Raw genomic sequence first — 20,284 nt, forward strand, 5'->3', positions numbered from 1 at the left:
GGCCTGGCCCGGCTAGTACCGGGACCGAGAAAGCACTCACACCCAAGAAGGAATGCGCCGGCCGCGGCCGTGACCAAACCTGTAGTGCCGACGCGTCATTGTCGGGCGCCCCCCCGCAATGTCGCGCTGACGTCAGGAACTGCCGGGGCGGGCTGCACTTTGATCTGTGCCTCTGACGCGCCTGCCAGCCGACGCAGAGGTAACCGCTAGACCAAGCACCATGATCGTGAAGGGAACTGAGCGAGCATCGAAGTCGCCTCTGGTTGCGTCGATCACCTCGAAGACGACGTAAACCAGAGCGAAGACGCCAAAGCCTGCTGCGGAGACGAGCCAATACCGCCCGTCCTTCGCCACGTCGTTGTCCTTGATCAAGACCACCAATCGCCACGTGAGCCAGCCCCAGAAAGCGAGGCCCACGACGGCAGCAACCTGCCGGTCCGGCTCACCGCTCGCCAAGCCGATCCCTGCACGCGGCACCGTGAAGACGGCAAATCCTCCGATGAGCAAGACAAGCATCGAGCGGCTGAGCAGCCTGCTCGCCGGATCGTCGGAGGGGCGCTCAGCGCTGGTCACGTGATGCAGCCTCTCAGGGCGGTCAGTCCTTTTGCTCGCGCGGTGGAAGATATACGAGTCAGACGCGTCTACCGCCGAGATGACTCGACAGCGCTGCGCTCGCGCCGAACCAGCCACCAGAACACGACCCACAGCACCAGCCCTACAGTGAAGGTCGCCGCTAAGGCCGTTCGCATGACGTCGAACCAGGTGTCCTGCGGGTCGAGGGTGGACTTGATGACGTTGGCGATGATCGCGAGCGCGAACCCTGCGCGGGTCACCTGGCCCCAGAATCGGCGCCGCCGGAGCAGGGGGGAGAGCCCGTCGTCTTCGTGACTCAGGCTCTCGCCGTTCATGGCGGTGACGGTAGTAGGCCCCCAGAACGCTCGGGACGGCGATCGTCGCCAACGGAGATGGGTGATCTCGTTGTCGCCGCTGCTTTGGCGGTGCTGCATGTGCGGATGGAAAGTCAGGCCGACGTGGAGGCGGCGAGCACCAGCAGCACGTCTGCCCAGAGGCGGCGCGTCACGATCGTCCTCTCGGTCGTGGTTGCGGCACTGCTGGTGGCCGCAGTGTCCGTGGGTTGGCATCGGTGGACGCACCCGTCGATCTTCACCGGCCTGGGCGACACCTACGCCTCTCCTCCGCTGCCGGTCGGGAAGGCGTCGATCTTGACGACGGTGATCTTTCCGAGGGTCGACGGTGAGGGCGAGGAGGTGACGATCGAGGGGCTCAGTGCTGATTTCTCGAGCAACAGCGCGGAAGCGGAGGTGTTGTTCGGGGTGTGTCACATGAACGCGGCTGCGGACCCGATCGGGGCGGTCCGCGATCCGCGACCGTTCTGCGAAGACATCGAGGCCTTCGAGCCCCCGATGAGCTTCGACTACGGCGTGGCACCGCGCAGCGACTACCTCTTCGTCACGATCACGCCCACCCGGCCCGGCGAAGGGCACCTCGCGTCGGTGACCGTGGACTACCGGCGCTCAGCGGCTCACCTGGGCCAGCACGGCACCCAGACGCTGCGGGTCGTGCGGGAGATCAACGTGCGCGAGCGCTGACTGCCGCGATCCGGATTGAACGAATCGCGCGCTTCCTCCGCCCTTCGCCTCGCTACCCCTGGGCCGCCTGCGCCGGAGGTCAGGAGGGGGGAAGGCCCCGTCCCTCGTCTCGCGCCGTTGGACTAGGTCGGTTCCAGCGGAGTGAGCTCATCTTCGACGTAGAAGACGTCGCGGTCTGCGATGCATGGTTGCCCGGTCGCTCTAGAGGTTCCGCCGCCAGCTTCCAGCAGACTCCCCGATCGCACGACGGTGCCGCCCTGTGGGTCGAGGATGACGAGGCCCTGGTCGGTCTGCTCAGCAGTGAACCCTGCGGGCCACACGACGTCGACCCGGCTCCCGTCCTCGGTCCGGAGGATGACGCAACCGTCGCTGTCGGCAGTGAGCTGTACGCCGGCCACCCGCAACAGCGCCTCGCGCCGCGGGTCGAGGGGGGTCCAGTCCGACGTAGCGATCTGCAGGCGCTTCGACACCTCCGCCGATGTGGTGATGCGGGGCCCAGAGGTGGCGGGTGCGACGGGGTCTGTGTCTGCGCATCCCAGGAGGGGCAGGCCCAGTGCCACGGTGACTGAGACGGTGGCGATGCGCATCATGGGTGATCTGACGCCGGGCGGTGCGGCCTGGTTCCTGCTAAGACTCCGTCCGGTGCGTCCCGTGAGCGGGCGGGGCTGCCGTGGTGATGCTCGACCTCACGGTCAGCCAGAGGCATCGGAGCCCACGTCCGCCCTCCGCCAACACACGATGCTCGCGGCCGCCGCACCTACGGCGAGCACCAAGGCGAAGACGGCGAACGGCACCGACTCAGCAACAAACAAGTTGACCCCGGCTGCGACGGAAAGCAGTGCAGCGACGACTGCCGCATTGATCGCTGCGAGCCTCATCTCAGTTCTCCCACCATGCGTAGACGACGATGGCAAGTGCGATGACGATGAACACCGACCCGCCGACCACGATGCTGATGTAGTTGCCGCCTGGCTTCCGCCGGTACCCCAGGGCGGATGCTGCGTCGGCCCCGACCAGTATCTCAATGGTGCGACCGAAAGGACGGTTGGACAAGATTATGAACAACCCGAAGATCCCTAATAGCAGCGCCGCGCCCAGCTGATCGTCGGTCACGGGAATTCCCTTCGGGTCGGACGTGCCTGCGGGTAGCCACTTGGCGGTCATTCAGGCGTTTGAGCCTAGAGGCCAAAGTGCGAACTCATCGATACGTCGTCCGCCTGCTGGCTCGTGCGGCAACGAGCCCGACGGTGAGCAGGCCCGTGCACTGCCCGAGGCGGGCGACCCCAAGCGGTCAGGAGCCAACAGACGGTTCCCAGGGGCGTCCGGCCCACCGTCGGACGTCGGGAGGCGCGGGCTGCTCGGGGTCGAGCCAGGCTTCGTCGTGGTCGCCGGAGCTGGCCCAGCCGGTGGCTTCGCGAGTGATGAATCCCGAGGGGCCGAGGGCGTGGATGACGCCGCCGGAGGCGATGGTGCGGATGGTGTCGTCGAGCTCGGTGAGGAGGGCTGCGGATCCGTCGTCGCAGGCGTCGCATCCGCAGAAGGGCAGCCCGGAGAGGAACGCATCTCCGTGGTCAGGGTCGGTAACAGCGAGGTCGATGCCGAACCGCGACCCGTCGGTGGTGCGGTGGCCCACGAGCAGAGCGAGCGCTCCCGGTGCGGTCGGGGTGAGCTGGTGGACGGAGTCGTGCTGCACGTCGGGCGTCGGCCATTGCCGGGGGTCGACGTCTTGCGTGGTGACGATGCCCCGGGTGGTCAGTACCTGCTGCCAGGCGGTGAGGCGGGCGTCGAGGATGGCGTACTTGCCGGGGTCGGTGTAGCGGGAGTACTCGGCCTCAGCGGGCGGCTGGCCGAAGGGGCGGGGATCGGGCCAGGCGGGCGTGTGGCGCCCGGTCTCGATGAAGGTCTGGTCGACTTCGGCCAGGACCGCAGCGAACCAGGCGGGCGCGGTCACGACGATGCTCACCCCTCCACCTTGCCGCATCTGAAGCCGTCGACGGTTCAGGCCCTGAGGACGTGGGCTGGTTGCGACTGGCGCGGCTGCGGTGCTCCGTCGGTGAAAGGTCTCGAGCCGGCTTCGTCCCTCACTGGGGGTGAGGGTCACACGGGTGTTCGACGGTGGTGAGGCGGGTCGCTGTGTTCAGGACGGGAGTGAGTCTGTCGCACTAGGATGCGAGCATGTCCCGGTCGAGTCGCCGACGCGCTGCTGCGCAGGTCCGCCGCGAGGGGCCGGTTGAGATGTACATGGTGGACCTCGGGGGAATGAAGAACCGGTCCGATGTGCCCGCGTCGGGGGATGAGCCCCGCATGCTGACCAGCGACGAATTCCGTTTCGCGACGGCGGAGTGCCTCCGCACGCAGACACGGGTCCCCTTCTTCCTGCGTCCCATCCTGACGCGGATGATGGTCCGCAGCTTCGAGCAGGGCCAGAAGCACGTCGGGCAGTAGCCGGGCGGCGCGTGTGTAGTGGTCGTGGTGCTCGGTCACCTTCATGCGTCAGCGGCCCGCTTCACGTTGATCGAGTTGCCTGGCGCTGGGGTCGGCGCGGTTGGCGTGCGGGCTGACGACGCCCTTCACCAGGTCGCCCCGTACCAACTCGTCGACGAACTCGTGGCGTTGCCTCGCCTGAGTGGCGGGGACGCTAACGACGGAGACGGGAAACCGCCAACGCGCCGGCATGGAGCACCAGCAGCGCCGGGGAGGCGAGGGTCATCACGCCGAGCGAGGCGAGGAAGAACCCGTCGTCATCGGCGGCATCTACCGGCTCGACGTACCACAGGTCGTTCGGCGCGGTCGACAGAAGAGCGATGAAGAGCATCGCCATGATAGTCGCGAAGAGGGCGACGTGGCCGATCGCTTGCATAGACAATCCAGCCCCTCACCTTGATGCTTCGAGCTGAACGAGAGGCTGATTCAAGCAGACGCAGCCTGCCGCAGTTCAGCGCTTCGTACGGCAGCTCGTGGGAAGGGCGTGCCGCCGATGGGGACAAGGGCAGGCTGCGGGTCTGGGCGCCGCGATGGAGGTGGCGACCTGACCTACACCGACGACAACATGTCGCGCACCGCCACTGTCGCCGACGCCCGCAACGTGCGCACCACGTACCGCTACGACGGCCTCGACCACGTCGTCTCCGAGTCCATGGTCGACCTCGACAACAACTAGCAGCAGAACGCCGGATACAAGTACGACCTGACAGGTGCTCACCAACGCGGCACCTGTGCCATCGGCAGGCGGCACACCTCTTCGCCCGTCGGCGCAGTTCGACTTCGATGAACTCAACCGTCTAGTCGGCGAATACGCCCAGCAGTTTCTCCGGTCGGACCACGTACCTCGACGACCCGGCCGGCAACCTGAGCGCTACCACCGACGAGGGCCAGGTCGTCGCAGAAGCCAACTACCCCGAGGCCACCCGCTACGCCTACGGCGCCGCAAACCGCGCAACCGCAGTAGACGACCCTCGGGGCGAACCCAACGCCGCCGGCAGCGTCACGCCGCCAAACCTGAACCCGATGATCCGGTTCGACTACAACCCTCAGAACAACCGGACCCGCATCCGGTTCGACTCAGCAATCCTTAAGGAATGTCTATCAGGAACGTTTCTACTTCACTTTGCGAGTGCATCTTGTTGACGAGCCTTTTGCAGCCCCCAATCACGGTCCACGGGGAGTCCTTGTCGCAGTTCAAGGACCAGGAATAATCGGCACCGATGATCCATTCCGGATAACTGGGAACTGCGCTTACGCTGTAAGCGGCCGCAACCTTGTCTAACGAGACCTCCGCGACGGAGTACGACTCGCCACCTACTTCGACGTCGTGCCACGACGTCTGGCTGCGGGGCACATTGCCACGGCGTCCTTTCCAGTACGCGGCAATGACGGGCTCAGTTTGGACTGTCGCGCTCAAGACGTCCCGGATGGCACGTTCAACCGTGACCGACGGGAGACCCTCGTCTGGATATTCATAGCGGCGACCATTCAACCAGGCGCCTGCTCGCCAGTTCAGCACGGAGGTAGGCACGTTGGGAGCGGCCAGCTCAAGTTGGTTAACGCCTTGCGCGCCCGCGATCTCGCTCCACGTCGCACTGACGGCACCCGGGTCGCCGAACCACGGGTTGAACACGCGTAGGTACGACTCGTAACCAACTGGCAGCCCTAGATGGCGGTCAATACTCATGGTCCAGCGACCCAGGTGCTTTAGCCCCTGTCCTTGCGGTTGCATTGTGTCCTTTCGCGGCGAGTTCACCTCGCCGCATGGGGTCGCTTGTCTTCATCTGTGCGGACGCAAATCGAAACCGAACACAATTGTTGGCCTTTGTCGGACTGAGGTTCGGTGCGTCGATTCTGTGACCACAATCCGTCTCGAGCGGCGGGCTCCCCGCGATCCGCTCTGACGTGGCCAGCTAATTAGGCCGCCCGCTTGCGAGGAGCAAGCGTTCGCGTGCTCCGTCCCTCGCGTCTCGGAGGACCTGCCCCTAGCGTTCTTGCATGCCGTCGCCCCGGGGAGGCTGAGCTCGCCGCTCCACCCTCCGGTAGATCACCACTGCTGCCACGAACCCGACAACTGCAGCCACGAGCAATGCAACCATGATGGGGGCGGCGCCCGTGACAGCCAGCACGATGCCGCTCGTAGCTCCGATGAAGAAGCCACCTTGAACCGCTGATCGTCCAGCGCGACGTTCTTGGCTCATCGTTGAACGACCTTCACATAGAAGGCGAGACTCGCCATGATGAAGAAGGCGAAAGCCACTTGCTGCAACGGACCCACGTGGGACTCCCGATCCTGACTGCCAGATGTCTTGGCGGTCGCCTCAATCGTCTCCAGAGCAGGTGCCTCCGGTTTCACTGATGCGGCGCGCTGCCGTTGCGGTCGAAGACCCACTCCATGCTGAAGCGCGGCGACCTCAACCTATCCGTCGTCCGACGGAACTTGCGGCGGAGCCAGCTGGTCGAGCGCGGTCCCTTCCTCCGGCGGCGCCGTCCGTCGAAAAGCGAAGCGCGCGACCGCGCTGTCCCTGAGCTCAACAGAAACTCAACAGAAAGTCCGGGATCCGCCCCTCCCATCGATGACGCAACGTGAGCCACGAGGTGGGCCCGTGACACGTTTGCGCAGGTCAGAGCGCTGCATGCGGTCTCCGTTGGCGGTGCAGTCCGCCACTATCCGACAGGAGAAGGTCGTCGGTTCGATTCCGACAGGCGGCTCCACCTCAAGCCCCTGACCTGCAGTGATGCGGTCGGGGGCTTCGTCGTTCCGGGCCCGCGAGGGGTCAAGTCAGCAGAAACTCAACAGAAACTCCGCGGAGTCCCTGCCCGCCACGTGTCCGTGAGGCCGACCGGCTGCAGGACCGTTGCCCGTCCCTGTGGTTGCGCGTCGACGGCCTCCTGAAGGGGCTCGCGACGCGCGTCTCGTGCCTCGCTCCGGTGTAGCGGGACCCGGAGAAGTCGGTGTCCGGGATGTTGACCCTCACGGACCAGCAGGATGTATCGTTTAACGACAATATCGTTTGACGACATGGAGGCTCGATGAGCCACAGCACCCCCGTACAGCCCTCCCGGCGCGACCCCCTCGGTCCACTCGATGCGCTGACGACCGCGGCGCTCAGCCTCTTCGCGGTGGCGCTGCTGGCGTTCGTGACCTTCTCCACGGTGGCTGTGGTGAGAGGGGTGGACAGTCCGGTCACCCTCATGGGACTCGGGCAGTCGGAGGCCTGTGTCGAAGCAGAGGTCGGTCGTGCGGATCTGCCGGCCGGCGACGGTGGGCGTCCCGTGGTGGACATCGACCGGGGCGAGGCCGAGGTATTCGCCGAGACTGCAAGCGTGTGCCTCAACGACCCGAACGGCGCGGAGGTGGCTGCAGCCGCGGTGCCCACGGTCGGCACCACGGCGCTTGCGGTCGGTGCGCTTGTGCTCGTCCGAAGGGTCATCCGCCGAGCTCGCCGCCATGGAGCGTTCACACTCCCGGTGGCCGCGGCCGTACGTCACCTGGCGTGGCTGCTGCTTGTCCAGGCGCTGGTGTGGCCGTTCGTTTCGGCTGCGGCCAGGGGCACGGTCCTGGACGGGGCCACCGGTGGGGACTGGCACGCCTCGCTGCTCTCGCCGGGACTGAACTGGCTGCTTGTCATTGTGGCGGTGGGAGTGCTGACAGTGGGGCGGGTCCTACGGCTGAGTGTCGCGCTCCAAGACGAAGTCGACCACCTCGTATGAGCCGCTCGAAGAGTTCCGACAGGTCATCCAGCGACACCTCGGGCGAGGGGCACCGGGTCGTTCTGCACCTGGACTCCATGCTCCTCGATCGGGGAATGACCTTGACCGAGCTCGCCGATCGGGTCGGGATCACGGTGGTGAACCTGTCGATCCTGAAGAACGGCCGCGCGCGGTCGGTTCGATTCAGCACGCTGACCGCGATCTGCGACGTGCTCGGATGTCAGCCCGGAGACCTGCTCGAGGTGGCCCCGAAGGACCGATCGTAGCGGCTCTTCACGAGGGGCCCGGAGACAGCGACACGGGCGACAAGCCAGACCATAACTATGGGCGCCCAGCCGAAACGTCGGACAGCTGCCATGCGCGGGAGCGCTAGCCTTCGCGCATGCATTGGGATGAGGTCTCGAAACAGTCGGTCGCCACGCCGAGAAGGCGTAACTTTCCCGTTCTTGCTCTCCTGGGCGTCCTGGCCTGTGGGGTCTTTGCCATGATCGTGCTCACCTCGCCCGCTGCGTTCGTCGCTGGCGGGCTGTGCTGCGGACTTGCCGTTTTCGGGGCCTCGTTGTGGCGGCGGCACGAGCTCCGAACTGACGCATCTGAGGCCTCCACGAGGGCAAAGTGATCGGACCGTCGAACCCGGTAGCTCTATGTCGGAGGGCCGCGAGTTGCTTGCGAGGGGCCCCGTTCTGCGCCGACGAGATGCCGACGAGGTGCTGACGGTGGCGCTGGATCCTGAGCGACAGGCAGTTGGTCGCGGGGCCATGAGGGGTTCCCCGCGATGGCTGAGTGCGCCGAACAAGGCAGTCCTGGTGGCGGGAGTTCTGTACTGCTTTCCGATATTATCATAATTGGTACGGAGGTCGAGAATATGAACAAGAAGCCCCAGTCAGCGTTTCTCTATATGCAATTGTTCTTTGCGGCCATTGTTGCCATGGTGGTGATAGCAATCGTGTGGGGTCAAGTTTCAGATGGATCGTCCACCCAGGGCTCCGTGATTTTCGGTCTCACATTGGTTGTGGCGGTTGCTGTCGCTGCTGTTCTTGTCCGTAGGGCTACTCGTCGGCGAGAGTGATGGACGGCCTGAATGCGATGCAGGTGCATTCTCGGTAGGTTTTTGCGTTCTTGAGTGGCTACATCAACGAAGTTCATGATCGTCAGCAGTTCGCCGCGCGCCCCTGCTTCGCTTCGGATGTTCGCCCCGGTGTTGCCGATCACTACAGGAACTCAAATTGCACCCCTGAGTACCGCTGGCGGAGCGCTTGGCGTGCATTACTGAGTTCCATATCATCAATCTTCACAAGAGCGTTGAGGGAGCTTCCGCTGTGACATTGGATCAAATCTGATGAGCATTTGGGCCGCAGCGATCTGCGGGATTGCGGGCCTGCTCGTGGCGTTCGCCCCGAACTTTCGGGCAAGCCATGTCCCCGTGATAGAAGGCGACGAGATTAAGCGGCGTGCACAACTGTCGACGTTGCGGCTGTGGAAGGTGACCACTTCTGCGCTCGCGCTTCTCGCAGCAGTTCTTCTCGTTTTCGATGAACTTTGGTTCGGGTCGTTGATGGCGTCGACCACGCTCTTCGGTCTGTCAATGGTGGCCTTCGTCAAACACAAGTTGACCAATGGTGCGTAGGTCCGCTACCGGCATGCCCACAATTGACCCGTGCTAGCTCGCTCGCTTGCGGCGCTCGGTCCCAGAAGTTTCCTGGCCAGCACGCCGATGTGGTGAGAGCCGGAGTTTCCCTCGCCGTACTCCAGGAAAAAAGCTTCCCTCGCACACAAAGGCTGCACCCACCACCGGGTTGAACAACCCGGCTTGGCATCACACACGGGCCGTTGCGTCAGAGCTCCGGCAGTGCGATGTGGGTGGCGCCGAGCAGGGCTCGATTGTTGCCGGAGTTCAGACGCCGGATGATGGTGAGGTGCCACGAGTGTTCGCCGGTGGTTCCCGATGCCTGGAGGATGATGCGGCTTTCGGGGTCCCGGGTGACCGCGCCGCTGACACAGTCGTGTGCGCCAAGGATGTGGATGGTGCCGCTCAAGTCGATCGATGTGATTGTGTCGGCGTTCACGGTGTCGACGAGGTCTCGCAGGGAGCGCACAGCCATCGCGTCCACGTACCTGTTGCCGCCGGGGTAGGGGCTCCATCGGTCCTGGACAGCGATCTCGCCATGTTGAGGGAAGCGGGCAGTTGTCTCGTCGACGTACCAGCACAGATCACCGGTCGTGAGCCGGACCGTCGCGCGGTTGTCGTCCCATGTGACGAGGAGCGGATCAGCGGGAACTCCGTAGAAGCCTCGAAACTGCGCGACGACCGCGCGCGCGGCTCCCAAGGGCACGGGCCTCGGGCGCCACTCCTCATAGGGCAAGGGTGGCGAATTCTGGCTGGCTCCGTCGTCCCACTCGAGAGTCCATGTGTCCATCGTTGGGAAGATGCCTTTCCACCCAACGCGGGTGCACGTCATGCAGAAAATCGGCATGGCTTCTAGGGGTGGATAGCGTCTGCAGCACGATCGGGTGACGGGTCACCCCTGTGACCGGATGGTGAAGCAGATCCGTAGGGCTGCTGCACGGATAGATGACATCTTGAAGTCCCTGCGGCTTGATTGGCCGGTTTATGCAACAGCCCGATCCAAACTCGCGTCGCGTGCGAGGTCCGATGACGGGTCTTGCGTGTCCCCGCCGCCTATTTCTCCGAGTTTGGCGAACTCCGTCCGAGACAGCGATGGCTTACAGCATGTCGTGATCATGCCGCGGCCGCTGATCGAGACGACTCCCGATCGCGCTTCCTGCCGGCGGCGCTGCGGGCGAGCTCCAAGTGGCTTGAACCGTCAGGGCGCTCACCGCTCGGCGCTGGTTCCGGGCGTCACTGAACCCAGGGGTGACGGCACCGTTCGAGTCGGTCCAGACGCCAGGGACGACCGCCCGCCTCGGTCGGTCGGTCGTCCCAAAAACGGCCTGTCAGACGCTCGACTCAGCGTGCCCGACCTTTGGCCGGACCGCGCACTCTTGGCGGCATAGGCGTGCGCTAGTCCGATCTGGCCCTAACGAGGTGAGCGATGTCAGCGGCAGCGGCATTGAGTGCTTCCCCCGCGTCCAGGCGGAGTTCGGCTTCCACACACCAACCGGTAGGCACCGCCGGCTCCCGGAGCAGCACTCTGAGATTCACATGGCCGTCGTGTGTGGCCTGAATGCGAAGGTCACCCTCGATGGATTCGTAGCACCGACTGCCGTTCCATCCTCGCCAGTCGGTGGCCAGTTCGTTGAAGTAGCGGGCCAGACTCGTGAACCCCTCGTACACCCGCCTTGTTGCGCGGAGATCCAGACCTTCCAGGGTGACGGTCAGGTATTGGGCCGGAACTGTCATCACCGGGTCCGAGTCCGGGACAGAGAAAATCATCTTCATCGGCCCCTCAGCCAAGACAACAGCGTCCATCCAAACAGCATGCCTGAGGGTTCTCGCTCATCGGTAGACGAGCGCGGTTCGAGGCACGCGCCGACGCGGTAATTCGGGCCAGGTCTGGTGACACCGCCTCGTGCAGCAGCCCCCTACGTCTGGCCATCGCGGTGTGGATCGAGCGGAGGTACCACCGCCAGCGCCCCCAGGACTCACTCGACGGGTTGACCCCCATCGAGTACGAGCACAAGATCACCACCAAGACCGCAGCTGCGGCCTAACCGAACCTGACACCAACGGCTGCATCACGCCCCTTGGCGGCAGCAAGATGCACTGAAACCACCCTGGGGGTCACCGTGACAACACAGCCAAGAGTGACACTCGACGGCGTTGAGTTTGACGCCGGTTGCTTGTCCCTCGACGGCCGGCAGTTCCCGACCCAGTTTCGAGGTCGGCCCATCTCACGCGTGGACGGCCCGCCCGACGCATCAAGGGGTGCGGCTCCGAGCCACAGCTGGCGGCTGTTGAGCACGAACGCGCCGGGTGAAGCGGAGGCTGCCGCGTTCGGGGCTCCTGCAGAAGACGGGTCGGGCGATTGGTGGCTATTGCACCTCGTAAGACAGGGCGAGAGTTGGCGCGGGGTGATCGGGTGGCCTGAGGCTCCGCGGCTGGACCCAACGGCAGTAGGGCAACTGCTGAAGCTTGATCTGCTGATCCCTCGTCGAGAACGAGCCGTTGCTGATTTGCAGTCGGCAACCGCTGTGCTAACGCGCTACGACGGGGGCCCGGTCAGCCGTGCGGAGCTTGAGAAGACCCACGTGTTAGGCAGAGTGGCCCGCGAGGCAGACGGCTCCGGCTCGCCGGTCCATGCCCGAGTTGTCCTCAGTGGCTTCGGCCCGCAGCTGACTATCGACAAGTCAGGCGCGGGCCACTTGCCGGTTCAGTGGCTCGATGATATCGACAATCTAGAACCGGGTCGATACGAGGCGTCCGCCGAGCTCGTTGGCTATAATCTGCAAAGCGCGCTAGTGCCTTTTGAGATTGGGTAGTTCCTTCGAGATTGCCGGACTATTCGAGATGCGGGGCGTCCGTTCGAGCCAGCTGCTGGTCACCGACCAGCGTGCCCGCCTGCGACGTGGTTAGTGAGCAGTTGCTAACTGTCGTGACGAACCGCCTGAGGTTCACGCCCAGTCTGGTCTTCACGCCCGCGCCTTCGAGTCCGCCTTGGCACATTGCCACGGCGGACTCGAAGCCTGTGGGCTGCTCGCGCTGTCCAGGGTGTGGGCCACTCTGCCCAGGTGACGCCACCCGGGCTGGCGGTTCGGACCCGCGCGGGTTGGACTTGACCCGCTCTGATGGACACCAGATTGTGAGCCGCAGGCTCACGAAGGAAGTCCGTTATGGGCCGTCCATGGAAGTACCCAGCTGAGTTCCAGAGCGAGGCTGTTGGTCTGGTCTTGACCACCGATAAGCCGATGGCCGAGGTCGCTCGCGACCTCGGGATCAACTACAAGACCCTCGGCGCCTGGGTCCGCAAGGAACGCGAGCAGAAGACGCTCGACGCCCTGCCGGGCGCGCTCAGCGAACATGAGCGTCTCGAGTTGAAGCGGCTGCGCAAGGAGGTCGCCGACCTCAAGGTCGAACGCGACATCCTGCGCAAGGCAGCCGCCTATTTCGCCAAGGAGACGACCAGGTGAGCCGCTTCCGGTTCGTCTCCGAACACCACGAGTCCTACGGGATCAAGCGGCTCTGCCAGGTGCTCGGCGTGAGCCGATCGGGGTTCTACGCCTGGACCACTCGCGGCCCGTCCACGCACGCTCAGCGCGACGCCGAGTTGGCAGCGGTGGTCGTTGAGGTTCACAGCCGTTCGCGGCGCACCTACGGCTCACCGCGGGTGCATGCCGAACTCGGTCGGCTTGGGCACCGCACCGGCCGCAAGCGGGTCGCGCGTCTGATGCGTGAGCACGGCCTGGTCGGCGCGCACTCCCGCCGAAGGTGGCGCACCGGGAAGCCGAACACCGCCTGGGCACCCGACCTCGTCGAACGCGACTTCAACCCCGCCCGCCGCGACCAGCTCTGGGCCGCCGATGTCACCCAGTTCCGCACCGACGAAGGCTGGCTCCACTTCGCCGGCGTCATCGACCTCCACTCACGTCGCGTCGTGGGCTGGGCCATGGGCACCACGCCAGACGCCGACCTCGTCATCGACGCGCTCGTGATGGCATTCGAACGACGGCGACCCGACCAGCGGATCATCCACCACGCCGACCGCGGCGCGGCCTACACAAGCCTCGCCTTCGGCCAGCAGCTCGAACGGCTCGGGATCGCCGCCTCGTTCGGCTCCACCGGCAACGCCTTCGGCAACGCCGCGGTCGAGTCGACCTGGTCAGTCGTCAAGCGGGAACTGGCCTGGATCCACGGCCAGCACACCTGGCGAAGCCGGTACCTGCTGCGCTCGGCGATCTTCGACTACGTCGAGGGCTTCTACAACACCACCCGCATCAAGCAGCGGCTCGGATACCGTTCACCCGCACAGTTCGAAGAGCAGGCCTCGGCCTGAAAATCCGTGTCCACCGGAGCCGGTCAAGTCCAATCTTCGCGTAGATGGCGATGGCGAGACTCGCGATGATGAAGATGGCGAAAGCCACCTGCTGCAAAGGGCGCACGTGAGACCCCCATGTCATTGCTCGATGTCGCCTCTGTGGGCCCCGATGCCATCGATGCAATCTAGCCGCGTGCAGCACCGACCGCGTCATGCAGTGCTGTCTCCGGCGGTTGAAGCAAGAAATACGGACCGAATCCCGTGGAGCTTGGCAGGCGTCGGCGACCGACCGCGTGGCATGACCGACAGAGCGCACCCTGCTGCTGCCACGTCTACGAGGGGAAAGATGAATCCTCGCGCGCGCATCTTGAGGGCCGGCTCAACCGTCAGACTTGCTACCTAACGGTGGATGCGGCGCGCGCACTACGCTGCGACTGTGGTCCATCCGAGTCGACGCCCTCGCGCCTGGATCCGGCGCGCAGGGGAGACTCGAATTGCTTCGGCGGAGTACCTGTGGTTCGGGGACGGATTTCTGTCACGCGGCGTCGGATCTGGACGTGTGGTCCCTTCTGCGCGCGGCATGGGCGGGCGATGCGTTCGCAAGCGGCCGAGTCGAAGACCCGGGTGGCAACACCCGTGGAGACTGTGAGGTCAACTCTTGCGACCTTCGCGTGGCGAGGTGAAGCGGTCGCGATGATGCGAGCAATGCCGGGGTGTCGTCTTTGGCCAGGCGCATGGGAGTCGCCCAGTGGCTGCTGAAGACGATCGGATCGCGTCGCGGGAGTTGGTTCTTGGCGCTGTCGAGGGGACGGAACCTACTGGCGAAGTCCTCCTGAAGAGCGCTATCAGCGTGGCGTGGCTTTCAATGAACGCCGACTCCCGCATCATCGATGCCTTCCGTGAGGCATGGAAACCTCTCGCCGAGCAATCCGAGTGGCGCCGATGGAGTGCGGACAATTTGCAATCGCGAGGTGCAGTGCTCATCTTGTCTGTGCGTGATGACTTGGACTCGCGGAAATTCCGGAAGACGCGCGACGGCGTCTCTGCTCATGTTCCGTTTTCGGAAGTTGCGGCGGCTGACGGTCGAGGCGAGCTTCACGGTTTCTATCGCGAGCTGATTCGGGCAGTCTACGTAAAGTGGGCGGAGGGCCGCGCGTTGCCCGAGCCGCCGAAGCTTCCGAAACCATAGGGTGGGAGGTGTCAACTAAGTTAGGGGTAGTCCCCAAACTCGATCTGGCGCCAAATCGAGACAACTAGACAGTTCGCCTAATGTGCCGTCGAGTCACCTCCGGACCGTTATGGCGTGTTTGCACTCACGCGAACCCGACTTGGTTGCGACCTTGCCTCGGATGGTCAGCGACTTCGTGCCACGACTGATGAGGCGACCGCTGGCCCATTCTCCGTCCTCGGCTCTTTGCGAGGACTCGATCGAGGCCGATGCCCCAGTGTCTGAGACCATCGTGAGTCGATAGGTCCACAACGCGTCGTGAGGTAGGTCAAGCCCCTTGATCCACGCAGCGACCCGGGCATCCCCTTGAACCTTCGTTACCAGGACGAGCCTGCCAGGTCCGTCACACTGCATCGCAACTGTTCGACGCGCCGCCCGGGGGCTCACTTCGTCGGGCATCGCGCCTACAGCTGTGCCGGTCGACGCGGTTGCAATGAGAACGGAAGCCACGACGACGGCCCTCCAGGTGGGCATCCGCGTCATTTTCTGCATCGAAACTCCAAGGAATACTTCGAGTTTGGGGTCGCTGCGAGATGACCCATTGCCGCGTGTGACGCTTCCCGGCGTGTTCGGGAGGGCTTGGCGTCATCCGGCAGGTGCCGGTGCGCTCTGGTGAATGTAGTGCAGCGCGTCGGCCCTGGCTGGGACGAGGGTGTCGCCTGACTCGAAATCGTTCGGGTTCGACCCAGTCGACCCACGACATGTTCAATTTCGACCTGCTCGACATTGCGTGGGGTCGCCTATTTCGCCAGATCAGGCTCATCCTTGCAAGTCCCGACAGGGACTTGATCAGGACGTCGCCATCGACGTCGCCCATTGACCTAACCGGGGGGTCGACGCCGGCCTCGACGAGTTGGGCAGTCGACAAGACCGAGGTTCAAAGGCTGCGGGCGAGGCGCCGCGTTTCGGACCTGCTCGGCGCGGCAAACCCTGGCCCTAGCCGTCGAACCCCAGCACAATGGCTCTCATGTCCGTGGTCGTCGCCCTGCTCGGGTCGGTGGCTCTCGTCGTCGTCGCGGCCCTCGTGGTCCTGACGAGCGCCGGCAGTCGCCGGCGGGGGGCCGGTTGGTCGGCGACGCTGGCCAGCGGCTTGCTGTTCCCGCTGGCCTGGGTGGTCTGGTACGTCCGGGACGAGCGTCCTCTCGCGCACTACCGCGGCCGGTAGCGCTGCTTGCCGCTCACGGCAGGTACGGGTTGGCGTTCACTCGACTACCAGGGCGGGCCAGCCTGACGACGCGGATCGCGCGCGGTTGCGCCGCCCTGGCGGCGCGGGCTGCCGCGTGCTCCCGCCAGGTCAACCAGGAGGCGAGTTCGTCCCAGGCGGGGTCGCTGGTGCGGCTCGCCAGCGTGGCCGTTGCCTCGGCGCGGGCCAGATCGAGGCCGTGGGTCGAGGCGAGGTCCTCGCAGACCAGCCGGGCCAGGCGCGGGTCGTGGAGGTGCTAGCCGTCGGCGTGGGCCAGGTGCTTGGCTGCGGTGGTGATGGTGTCGTGCTCGGCGGACCAGGCCACGACCAGCCAGACCATGTGGGCCACGCAGCGGGGTCGGTCCAGTCGAAGTAGACGCGCTTGGGGTGCGAGCCCCGCCGATGCGGTCGAGCAGCCGGTCCTTGATGTGGCCTTGTCCAGCCGTCGGCGTTGACCGAGCGTGGCGATGCGGGTGATGGGCTGGTAGAACCGGTCTCGGGGGCATCCGGCCTCGTCGCGGCAGTCTGGGCACGCCTGGGCGCCATAGCACGTGCAGGCGGCGGTGTTCTCGACCGTGGCCCAGGCTGGCGCTGGGCTCGGCCCAGTTGGCGTGCAGGCTGGTGACGCTCTTTGCCAGGTCGCCCCGTACCCGGGGGTCGTCGAGGAACTCGTGGCGTTGCCTCGCCTGAGCGGCGGGGACGCTGACGACGAAGACGGGTAACCGCCAGCGCGCCGGCATGGAGCACCAGCAGCGCCGGGCAGGCGAGGGTCATCACGCCGAGCGATGCGAGGAAGAACCCGTCGTCATCGGCGGCATCGCCCCCGCGGGGAGCGGCTTCCCCGGCGGTTGTGGGCCCGCCGTCGGAGTCAGTCGTCGGCGGCGTCGTCGAAGTGGGTCCGCGCCTGGGCGACCGCCTCGCGGTGCTCGACCGTCCACCGCAGGAGGGCCTCGATCGGCTCGCGGAGGGTCTTGCCCAGGGGAGTGATGTGGTAGCGGACCGCGACGGGACGGCTGCGCATCACCTCCCGGTCGACGATGCCGTTGCGCTCCAGTCGACGCAGGGTCGCCGTGAGCGACTTCTGGGTGACGGGGATCAGGCGCCGCAGTTCGTTGAAGCGCCGGGGTGCCTCGCACAGCTCCTCGAGCACCAGCACGGACCACGTGTCGAGCACCTGACCCAGCAGCTCGCGGTGCTCCGCGGTGACGACGAGCCGGTCGGAGGTATCACTCACGACACCTAGGCTAGTTGAAGTGCCCTTTCGCTACCAGGTATCACTGCGATACCTACTAGCCAGGAGCGCCACCATGACAGTCAGACTTCTCGACCCCCGCGGAATGATGGAGCAGGAGGCCTACCACCACGTGGCCGTCGCTCGCGGCACCACGTGGGTCACCGTGGCGGGCCAGGTGGGTCGGCGCGGCGGTGAGGGGTCGGCGGAGGTGGGGGACCTCGCGACCCAGGTCGGGCAGGCGCTGCGCAACGTCGGTCTCGGCCTCGCCGGTGCCGGCGCCGGCTTCTCGGACGTGGTCAGGCTGACGTTCTACGTCACCCGGTGGTCCCCCGAGGACCTCCCCGCCTTCATGGGCGGGGTGCAGTCGGTCGCCGAGGAGCTCGGGTTGCCGATGCCGATGCCGCCGGCCTCGCTCATCGGGGTCGAGACGCTCTACGAGCCCGACGTCAGGGTCGAGGTCGAGGCGACCGCGGTGCTCGACTGAACGGTCTCGCCCAGGGTGGCGGGTGGACCCCGGCAATGTTGATCTTGACGCCGTCAACATGGAGCGTCACGATGATGTTGCCACTGTCCACACGAGGAGCCGCCATGACCCGTCGACACCTGACGCTGCTGACCGTCTGCCTTGCCGCGCTGACGATCAACGCCAACACCACGGTGGTCAACATCGCGCTGCCGACGCTCGCCGAGGAGCTCGACGCCGGCACCCGGTCGCTGCTGTGGATCGTCGACGGCTACAACCTCTCCTTCGCCGCCCTGGTGCTCGCGATGGGCAGCCTGTCGGACCGCTTCGGGCGCCGGCCGGCACTGGTGCTCGGGCTGCTCGGCTTCGCGGTCGCCAACGCGGCCGCGGCCATGGTCGACAGCAGCGAGGCGCTCGTCGCGCTGCGCTTCGTCACGGGGGTCAGCGCCGCGGTGATCTTCCCGACGACCCTGTCGATCATCGCCAACGCCTTCACCGACCGGCGTGAGCGCGCGTCGGCCCTGGGAGCGTGGGGCGCCTCGGTCGGGGTCGGCGTGGCGGCGGGGCCGGTGATCGGCGGGGCGCTGCTGGAGCACTTCTCCTGGCACAGCGTCTTCTGGGCCCAGGTTCCGCTCGCCCTGGTGACCGCCGCGATGGCCCTCGTGCTCGTGCCCGAGTCGCGCGACACCGGCGTACCCCGCATCGACAAGCCGGGCCTCGTCGTCTCGGTGGCCGCGCTCGGCACCCTGACGTGGACGATCATCGAGGCCCCCGAGCACGGCTGGTCGAGCCTGGAGACGGTCCTCGGGCTGGCCCTCGCCGTGGTCCTCGTGCTCGCGTTCGTCCTGGTGGAGCGGCGCGTCGAGCACCCCATGATCGACGTGACGCTCTTCCTCGACCGCCGCTTCAGCGCCGCGTGCGGCGCGGTGACGATCGCCTTCTTCGCGATGTTCGGGTTCATCTTCCTCATCACCCAGTACTTCCAGTTCATCCAGGAGTACTCCCCGCTGCAGACGGGGGTGCGGTTCCTGCCCGTGGCGGTCTCGCTGGCCCTGGCCTCGGTCGCCGGGGGGCTGCTGGCGCCGCGCCTCGGCACCAGGCTCGTCGTCACCCCGGGCCTGGTGATGCTGGGCTCGGCGTTCCTGTGGATCTCGACCATCGGCGCCGACGCGCCCTACGCCAGCGTGGTCGTGCCGCAGATGCTGCTGCTCGGGTCGGGCATCGGGCTCATCAGCACCCCCGCCACGGAGTCGATCCTGCGCGTCCTGCCGCCCGCGCGCGCCGGGGTGGGCTCGGCGGTCAACGACGCGACCCGCGAGCTCGGCGGCACCCTCGGGGTCGCGGTCGTCGGGTCGCTCTTCGCCTCGCAGTACGGCGACCGCCTGGTCGCGCTGGCCCAGGGGCGGCTGCCCGACGGCGTCCTGGCCGAGGCCTCCGACTCGGTCGGCTTCGCCTACGGCGTCGCCCAGCAGGCGCCGCCGTTCCGAGCCGCCCTCGACGCCGCCTTCCTCGACGGGCTCGCCTTCGGCTGCGTGGTGGTCGGCGTGCTCTGCCTCCTCGGTGCGGCCGCCGCCCTGGTCGCGCTGCCCGGTGACCGCTACGACCCGAGCGTGGACCCGACGCTCGTCGAGGAGGAGCAGGGCGTGGCCACGTCGCTACGGTGAGCGGCATGTCGCGCACCGCCTACCACCACGGCAACCTGCGGGAAGCCCTCGTCGCCGAGGCCGTCAGCGCCGTCCGCGCCGACGGCGCGGAGGCCCTCTCGCTGCGCGAGCTCGCCCGGCGCGTCGGGGTCTCCCACAACGCGGCCTACCGCCACTTCGCCCACCGCGACGACCTCGTGGCCGTCGTGGCCGAGCGGACCATGACGGCCCTGGGCGAGGCCATGGAGCGTGAGCTGGGCGGGGTCGACGAGGCCGACCCGGTGCTGCGGGCCCGGCTCAGGCTGGCCGGGGTGGGGCGCGCCTACGTCGAGTACGCCCTGGCCGAGCGGGGGCTCTTCCAGGTCGCGTTCGGGTCACGGGCCGGCGAGAACGCCGACCAGGTGCTCAAGGAGACGCCGTACGTGCTGCTCGGCCAGGCGCTCGACGACCTGGTGGCGGTCGGCTTCCTCTCGACCGAGGCCCGCGTCGGGGCCGAGGAGCTGTGCTGGTCGACCGTGCACGGGTTCGCCTCGCTCGTGCTCGCCGGGCACGTCCAGGTGGCCGACCTCGCCGACCACCTCGACCGTCTGCTGGGAGCCGTCGACCGCTCGCTCGGCGCCAGCACCGACCGGGCCGACCAGGCCGCCACCTGAGCGACGCCCCGCCGCGCCGCCGCCGGAGCGTCTCACCCCGATCGGCCTGGTGCGCGTCAGGGTCCGGGTGGTTGTGTGGAGGGACGGCCGTGACGTGCGTTACAGGACATGTCCGTGTGGGGCCGTGCCGTGTACCAGG

Annotated in this window: 22 protein-coding genes and 1 pseudogene; 13 read left to right on the top strand and 10 right to left on the bottom strand. The window is 66.3% G+C overall.

Going from position 1 to position 20,284, the window contains the following annotated elements:
• Nucleotides 1-132 precede the first annotated feature (132 nt).
• Both IR170_RS16685 and IR170_RS16690 read right to left on the bottom strand, forming a co-directional pair.
• The gene (locus tag IR170_RS16685) at nucleotides 133-573 is read right to left on the bottom strand and encodes a hypothetical protein (RefSeq protein ID WP_193665952.1); all 441 of its coding nucleotides are present in this window, start codon (nucleotides 571-573) and stop codon (nucleotides 133-135) included.
• A 68-nt stretch (nucleotides 574-641) separates the two neighbouring features.
• Nucleotides 642-908 carry a hypothetical protein gene (locus IR170_RS16690; RefSeq protein WP_193665953.1) on the bottom strand — a complete coding sequence of 89 codons (267 nt, stop codon included), beginning with the start codon at nucleotides 906-908 and terminating at the stop codon, nucleotides 642-644.
• A gap of 57 nt (nucleotides 909-965) precedes the next feature.
• Here IR170_RS16690 and IR170_RS16695 point away from each other — a divergent pair, with 57 nt between their 5' ends.
• Nucleotides 966-1,610 (top strand): hypothetical protein, encoded by a 645-nt coding sequence (locus tag IR170_RS16695; protein WP_193665954.1) that lies wholly within the window; start codon nucleotides 966-968, stop codon nucleotides 1,608-1,610.
• 122 nt (nucleotides 1,611-1,732) lie between these two features.
• Here IR170_RS16695 and IR170_RS16700 read toward each other — a convergent pair whose 3' ends face one another.
• The 3 genes from IR170_RS16700 to IR170_RS16710 form a co-directional block, all read right to left on the bottom strand.
• Nucleotides 1,733-2,200, bottom strand: coding sequence for a hypothetical protein (locus tag IR170_RS16700; RefSeq protein WP_193665956.1), 468 nt, complete (start codon nucleotides 2,198-2,200; stop codon nucleotides 1,733-1,735).
• Between the two features lie 289 nt (nucleotides 2,201-2,489).
• Nucleotides 2,490-2,774, bottom strand: a complete 285-nt coding sequence (locus IR170_RS16705) for a hypothetical protein (protein WP_193665958.1) — start codon at nucleotides 2,772-2,774, stop codon at nucleotides 2,490-2,492.
• A gap of 127 nt (nucleotides 2,775-2,901) precedes the next feature.
• The gene (locus tag IR170_RS16710; RefSeq protein ID WP_193665959.1) at nucleotides 2,902-3,573 is read right to left on the bottom strand and encodes a DUF6226 family protein; all 672 of its coding nucleotides are present in this window, start codon (nucleotides 3,571-3,573) and stop codon (nucleotides 2,902-2,904) included.
• Between the two features lie 212 nt (nucleotides 3,574-3,785).
• Between IR170_RS16710 and IR170_RS16715 the strand changes: the two genes are divergently transcribed.
• The gene (locus IR170_RS16715; RefSeq protein WP_193665961.1) at nucleotides 3,786-4,055 is read left to right on the top strand and encodes a hypothetical protein; all 270 of its coding nucleotides are present in this window, start codon (nucleotides 3,786-3,788) and stop codon (nucleotides 4,053-4,055) included.
• 193 nt (nucleotides 4,056-4,248) lie between these two features.
• On the opposite strand, the gene IR170_RS16720 is transcribed toward IR170_RS16715, so the two are convergent.
• Nucleotides 4,249-4,470, bottom strand: coding sequence for a hypothetical protein (locus IR170_RS16720; protein WP_193665963.1), 222 nt, complete (start codon nucleotides 4,468-4,470; stop codon nucleotides 4,249-4,251).
• Nucleotides 4,471-5,181: 711 nt separating this feature from the next.
• The gene (locus tag IR170_RS16725; RefSeq protein WP_193665965.1) at nucleotides 5,182-5,727 is read right to left on the bottom strand and encodes a hypothetical protein; all 546 of its coding nucleotides are present in this window, start codon (nucleotides 5,725-5,727) and stop codon (nucleotides 5,182-5,184) included.
• A 1,400-nt stretch (nucleotides 5,728-7,127) separates the two neighbouring features.
• On the opposite strand from IR170_RS16725, the gene IR170_RS16730 reads away from it, so the two are divergent.
• From IR170_RS16730 to IR170_RS16745, 4 genes are all read left to right on the top strand, one after another.
• Nucleotides 7,128-7,808: a DUF2975 domain-containing protein gene (locus tag IR170_RS16730; protein ID WP_193665966.1), complete on the top strand. Its 681-nt coding sequence runs from the start codon at nucleotides 7,128-7,130 to the stop codon at nucleotides 7,806-7,808.
• A complete protein-coding gene (locus tag IR170_RS16735) occupies nucleotides 7,805-8,074 on the top strand; it encodes a helix-turn-helix domain-containing protein (protein WP_193665968.1) in 270 nt (89 codons plus the stop codon). Before IR170_RS16730 ends, IR170_RS16735 begins: the two co-directional genes overlap by 4 nt.
• A gap of 599 nt (nucleotides 8,075-8,673) precedes the next feature.
• Entirely contained in the window at nucleotides 8,674-8,877 is a 204-nt protein-coding gene (locus IR170_RS16740) for a hypothetical protein (RefSeq protein WP_193665970.1), read from the top strand.
• Nucleotides 8,878-9,147: 270 nt separating this feature from the next.
• Complete coding sequence (locus IR170_RS16745) at nucleotides 9,148-9,435, top strand: hypothetical protein (protein WP_193665972.1); 288 nt, start codon at nucleotides 9,148-9,150, stop codon at nucleotides 9,433-9,435.
• A gap of 208 nt (nucleotides 9,436-9,643) precedes the next feature.
• Here IR170_RS16745 and IR170_RS16750 read toward each other — a convergent pair whose 3' ends face one another.
• A complete protein-coding gene (locus IR170_RS16750; RefSeq protein ID WP_193665974.1) occupies nucleotides 9,644-10,171 on the bottom strand; it encodes a hypothetical protein in 528 nt (175 codons plus the stop codon).
• Nucleotides 10,172-10,830: 659 nt separating this feature from the next.
• Entirely contained in the window at nucleotides 10,831-11,238 is a 408-nt protein-coding gene (locus tag IR170_RS16755) for a DUF6228 family protein (protein WP_193665976.1), read from the bottom strand.
• A 113-nt stretch (nucleotides 11,239-11,351) separates the two neighbouring features.
• Between IR170_RS16755 and IR170_RS19660 the strand changes: the two are divergent.
• The 4 genes and pseudogenes from IR170_RS19660 to IR170_RS16770 form a co-directional block, all read left to right on the top strand.
• Nucleotides 11,352-11,480: pseudogene (locus IR170_RS19660) on the top strand (IS3 family transposase); the annotation flags it as partial.
• A 1,119-nt stretch (nucleotides 11,481-12,599) separates the two neighbouring features.
• Complete coding sequence (locus tag IR170_RS16760) at nucleotides 12,600-12,896, top strand: transposase (protein ID WP_193665978.1); 297 nt, start codon at nucleotides 12,600-12,602, stop codon at nucleotides 12,894-12,896.
• Nucleotides 12,893-13,759 carry an IS3 family transposase gene (locus IR170_RS16765; protein WP_193665980.1) on the top strand — a complete coding sequence of 289 codons (867 nt, stop codon included), beginning with the start codon at nucleotides 12,893-12,895 and terminating at the stop codon, nucleotides 13,757-13,759. The genes IR170_RS16760 and IR170_RS16765 overlap by 4 nt, the downstream gene beginning before the upstream one ends.
• A gap of 2,177 nt (nucleotides 13,760-15,936) precedes the next feature.
• Nucleotides 15,937-16,134, top strand: coding sequence for a hypothetical protein (locus tag IR170_RS16770; RefSeq protein ID WP_193665982.1), 198 nt, complete (start codon nucleotides 15,937-15,939; stop codon nucleotides 16,132-16,134).
• Between the two features lie 886 nt (nucleotides 16,135-17,020).
• Here the strand turns inward: IR170_RS16770 and IR170_RS16775 are convergent.
• Nucleotides 17,021-17,386: a winged helix-turn-helix transcriptional regulator gene (locus IR170_RS16775; RefSeq protein ID WP_193665984.1), complete on the bottom strand. Its 366-nt coding sequence runs from the start codon at nucleotides 17,384-17,386 to the stop codon at nucleotides 17,021-17,023.
• A 73-nt stretch (nucleotides 17,387-17,459) separates the two neighbouring features.
• On the opposite strand from IR170_RS16775, the gene IR170_RS16780 reads away from it, so the two are divergent.
• The 3 genes from IR170_RS16780 (at nucleotide 17,460) to IR170_RS16790 (ending at nucleotide 20,145) form a co-directional block, all read left to right on the top strand.
• Complete coding sequence (locus IR170_RS16780; RefSeq protein WP_193665986.1) at nucleotides 17,460-17,870, top strand: RidA family protein; 411 nt, start codon at nucleotides 17,460-17,462, stop codon at nucleotides 17,868-17,870.
• Between the two features lie 104 nt (nucleotides 17,871-17,974).
• On the top strand, nucleotides 17,975-19,513 hold the full coding sequence (locus IR170_RS16785) for an MFS transporter (protein WP_193665988.1): 1,539 nt from the start codon (nucleotides 17,975-17,977) through the stop codon (nucleotides 19,511-19,513).
• 5 nt (nucleotides 19,514-19,518) lie between these two features.
• Nucleotides 19,519-20,145: a TetR/AcrR family transcriptional regulator gene (locus IR170_RS16790; protein WP_193665990.1), complete on the top strand. Its 627-nt coding sequence runs from the start codon at nucleotides 19,519-19,521 to the stop codon at nucleotides 20,143-20,145.
• Nucleotides 20,146-20,284 lie beyond the last annotated feature (139 nt).

The sequence above is a fragment of the Nocardioides kribbensis genome (assembly GCF_015070375.1).
GTDB classification, from domain to species: domain Bacteria; phylum Actinomycetota; class Actinomycetes; order Propionibacteriales; family Nocardioidaceae; genus Nocardioides; species Nocardioides kribbensis.